This window comes from Okeania sp. SIO2F4 (assembly GCF_010672385.1).
Classification (GTDB): domain Bacteria; phylum Cyanobacteriota; class Cyanobacteriia; order Cyanobacteriales; family Microcoleaceae; genus Trichodesmium.
This window is the reverse complement of the sequence record NZ_JAAHGT010000968.1, coordinates 1-3585: the sequence shown is the minus strand read 5'-3', so window position 1 is coordinate 3585 and position 3585 is coordinate 1. Positions and strand designations below refer to the sequence as shown.

Genomic DNA, 3585 nt, shown 5'->3' with positions numbered 1-3585 from the left:
TCTCCAGAATATAGACAACCACAAAAAGCTGCTATTGCTTCTAATCCTTGTGGGTAGAGTAGTAAGCCTCTTTCTCCTTTGACTTGATGTTTTTGTAGTAATGCTGCAATAGCTCGTACTCGATGCTCTAGTGAAGCATAGGTCAAGCTTTCTCCTTCTTTTTTTCCGTCAACCAAGAAAGTGTATGCTAGCTTTTCTGGTTGTTCTGCTGATAAAGTTTTAAGTAGGTCTATTAGGGTAGAATATTTCACTGTCTCGCTCATTTAATGGGAGAGGCATTGGCTAACTTTTAATTTAAGATATAGTTTCTTATCTAGATTGGACTAGGAACTTTTTTTAATTATTTGTCCTGAGTAATACACCTGATAAAATGTGATTTTAGTAACATTTACTTATGTTGTTTGTTTCTCAAAGCTTAATAAACCCATGCAAGCAATGATTTTTCAACTAAGAGGTGGTAGTTTTTTTTACTATATCTTTAGCCAGCCTGTTTTATTTTGGCATAACTCGATCGACGATTGCAACTTTTCGCTGTCTTCTTTACCGAATCTTTAATAATGTAGAAATCTTTAAATGATCCACTTAGACTAGACTAATTGTGGCCAACTATACTCACGAGGGACTCTATAAAATTTATCTATGAAAGAAAATCTGGAAAAATCTACCTATCCATAACAAATTTTCAGGTTATTCAAAAGGTATTGATATATTATTAATATAATAAAGTAGTTAGCACTTCTTATATCAGCGGTAAGCTTTGTTGTTTCTGTAATTCTGCATTTATTTCCAGGCTGGTTACTGTAACTCATCAACATGAAAAACCCTATATCGCCTATTATTGAAATTACAGTTGCTCAATTTATTACTTATAACTTAACATTACCAAATGCTATAAGTTGATTAGTTAAATTATATATAATTCTCAAATGAATTATCACAACAATCAAAACTTTAAAAAAAATCCTGAACCAAATGAGGGAGCTACCTCAAATTCATTCAACGCTGTATCTAATGTTGGGAAATCCATTCAAGTTTTTTTTGCACAATTTTTAGAATGGTTTCAGACACTTCCTCAATGGGGAAAAATTATAGGATTAATTATTATTCCCATATTTGTCATCAAGATATTAGAAGCTGTTGTCAGTTTAGTTTCTTTATTAATTACTATAGGGGTATTTGCAGGAGTTATTTATCTTGGATATCGTTTTTTAATCCCCCCTAATTACTCAGAACAAGACAAATAAAAAAACAGTAATATATAGATTTTCCAGATGATAATTAATTATAATTATTACTGCAAACAGTTGAAAATAAAACTTAAAAATCTAGGTACATTAAACTAGAGAAAATAACTACTATATTGACCCATCATACTATTGTGGGCAACTTGTTATCAAAGTTTAACGAATTATAGTATTTGCCCAAAAATGTCAAAAAACATTAAAATATTAGTTTGACTACCGAACAACAATAGTATATAGTATTTTCGCAGTTGGTTGCCTAAACTGTATAGATTTATTACAAGTTTTATCTGTTAACAATATTGAGAAATAACAGATAGGTTGAGGAAGTATGGGTAAAGTAGAGACAAGAACAGTTTAAACCTAAAACTACTAGCCCCCTGTTTGTTCCTAGTTAGGAAAATCAAAAATAAAGGCTAAAAACAGGTTAACTTAATTAGATTACCATACTTTACGATGCAAAATAGTCAATCTAAAAATTGAGAATATTAAAGTAAATATATAAATATATAAATATGACAAGCCCGACTTGTGATTCAGGGATTAATAATAACCCAGAGACATCGTGGCAGTTAAAATCTAAGCAACTACCAATCTGGGTTCGTAGATGTGGTGCTTGGGCTACGGAAGTATCTCTTATTGTAGTGAGTGGAACAGTTCCATTTTGGCTCGGTCAGTTGAGCAACATAGGCAACAAATCTGTTCCTCTTAACCCAGTCGTAGGAAAAACTACAGAAGTAATTGCCAATACTTTTGGAATTCCTTTACGAAACCGTTATCAAAAAGTAACCCCTCTAGCTAATCTACTATGGTCTGGAGCATTATTAGCTCCTGTAGTAATTGTAGGTTGGCAGTTATATTTATTGGCGAGTACAGGTCAAACATTGCCCAAACGTTGGTTTGAAGTCAGAGTTGTGGCAGCTTTAGGAAATTCTCCAGGTTGGAAAAAAACCTTGATTCGTGAGGGTCTGGGAAAATGGGGATTACCTATGGGAACTGCCTACTTAATTTGGCGTATAACTGGAGCATTTCCTTCTTTGGGAATCCTTTTACTATTGGGAGGGTTAACATCCTTCATTGATATTTATTTTGTTCGTTTTAATAAACTACGTCGTACTGGACACGATCGATTAGCAAATACTTTTGTTGTAGATGCGAACTCTGGTCAATTGGATTCTAATCCTTTTAGTTTAGGTGGTACTGAGACACAAATTTCTATAGCAACAATTGTTCTGACTCAAAAAAAATCAGAAAGTTTTTATTTATGGCCTTGGATGCGACAAAATCCTGGTATTGCTTTACTGATTGTGACTACTGTAGGTATGGTCTCAGTTTTGGGGACTATTTTTGGCACTCACGTTTATATTCAAAATCAAGCAAATTGGCGGGAGTTTAAACAACAAGATAATGATATGTTTCTGGCTCTTGTGAACAAGTTGTCTTTAACTTCCACTGAACCTCAGCAACGACGAGTATCAGTTTTAGCCCTTGGTTCCACTAAAGATCCCCGTGCCATACCATTATTGGTGGATTTGTTGGGGCAAGAAAAGGAACCAAGTATACTTGATGGAATTCAACTATCTTTGGTCAGTGCTGGACCAACTGTGCTGCCAGAACTACGTCGCTTAAATCAAGCTCTCAAAAATGATCTGGATTCTTTAAGTTATGGTGGTAATTCTCAAGAGCAACTTTTGGTATCTCTACGACTAAGGGCTACTCAAAAGGCGATCGCCAAGGTTCTCAAAGTTTACGGTGGCTTGGTTAAAGATGTTGATTTGAGTGGAGTAGATTTAGGTCAAGTTACTTCTACTCCAGCAAGTTTTACCTTGATATTAGAAAACACCGATTTGTCTGGAGTAAGATTCAGAAGTGCTATTCTGAATCAGGCTAGTTTTAAGAATAGTCGCTTTTATGGACCAGGAAAAGATAATCGTCTAGGAACTTTTGATGATTCTATTGCTGATTTGAGTGGGGCAAATCTGACAGAAGCCAATTTAATGGGTGCTGTATTAGGTCCAGTTGTCATGAGGCGTGCAGATTTGTTTAGGGTGACTCTTAGTAAAGCTAAAATGTCCAATTCTATTCTGACAGAAGCCAATTTAAGCAGTGCCAAGTTAATTGAAACTGACTTACACCGAGCCAACTTAAGAGAGGCAAGTTTGACTGGTGCAGATTTAGGAAGTGCAGATTTATCAGAAGCTAATTTATACCGAGCTCATTTAAGTCCCTCACCACACAGTTAGGTTCATCCCGATGTAAACAATCACTAAACTGACAACTCCTCTGAGCCAAATACTTTCGAGCTTCTGGAAACAAATACGCCAACTCTATAGGTTCGCCATCT

3 protein-coding genes and 1 pseudogene are annotated in these 3585 nt (G+C 35.1%); 2 read left to right on the top strand and 2 right to left on the bottom strand.

The window, feature by feature from the left end; genetic code table 11:
* Positions 1–251: AMP-binding protein (locus tag F6K22_RS35720; RefSeq protein WP_293109316.1), on the bottom strand; the 251-nt coding region annotated here is incomplete at its 3' end.
* Positions 252–926: 675 nt separating this feature from the next.
* On the opposite strand from F6K22_RS35720, the gene F6K22_RS35715 reads away from it, so the two are divergent.
* Together F6K22_RS35715 and F6K22_RS35710 are read left to right on the top strand one after the other, a co-directional pair.
* Positions 927–1244 carry a hypothetical protein gene (locus F6K22_RS35715; RefSeq protein ID WP_293109314.1) on the top strand — a complete coding sequence of 106 codons (318 nt, stop codon included), beginning with the start codon at positions 927–929 and terminating at the stop codon, positions 1242–1244.
* A 512-nt stretch (positions 1245–1756) separates the two neighbouring features.
* Positions 1757–3484 (top strand): pentapeptide repeat-containing protein, encoded by a 1728-nt coding sequence (locus tag F6K22_RS35710; protein ID WP_293109313.1) that lies wholly within the window; start codon positions 1757–1759, stop codon positions 3482–3484.
* Here F6K22_RS35710 and F6K22_RS35705 read toward each other — a convergent pair.
* Positions 3468–3585 (bottom strand): annotated as a pseudogene (locus tag F6K22_RS35705) (ribosome small subunit-dependent GTPase); the annotation flags it as partial. The gene F6K22_RS35710 and the pseudogene F6K22_RS35705 sit on opposite strands and share 17 nt — an antisense overlap.